This is a genomic window from Streptomyces sp. NRRL F-525 (assembly GCF_000716605.1).
GTDB lineage: Bacteria > Actinomycetota > Actinomycetes > Streptomycetales > Streptomycetaceae > Streptomyces.
In genome coordinates this window covers 1-400 of sequence record NZ_JNXE01000153.1, presented here as the reverse complement: position 1 = coordinate 400, position 400 = coordinate 1, and the positions used below count along the sequence as shown (strand labels likewise).

General features: G+C 63.5%; 1 pseudogene. It reads left to right on the top strand.

What is annotated here, in order from left to right:
• Positions 1–81: 81 nt before the first annotated feature.
• Positions 82–400: pseudogene (locus OO69_RS53805) on the top strand (GTP cyclohydrolase); the annotation flags it as partial.

Genomic DNA, 400 nt, shown 5'->3' with positions numbered 1-400 from the left:
TTCTGAGACAGCGCAGCACGCATCGCAGTTCGAGATCTCTGCCTTCACCGATTCGACGGACGACTCGCAGTGGGGATGACCATGCGCACCGAAGAGAACGAAGACGTGATCGTCGCACCCTCCCCCGCCGTGCAGGTGAGGGCCCGTGTGGAGGTCCCCATCGATGTCCCCGGCCTGGGACCCCGGGCGAGCACCATGGTCAGTTTCGACGGACTGCACGACGGTCGCGAGCACGTCGCGCTCCTTATGCCGGGCTGGGAAAAGAAGAGCGATCCACTGGTGCGGGTGCATTCCGAATGCCTCACCGGTGACGTCTTCGGATCTCAGCGCTGCGACTGCGGTCCCCAACTTCACGAGGCACTCGCCATGTGCTCCCACGAAGGCGGCATCATCCTGTATC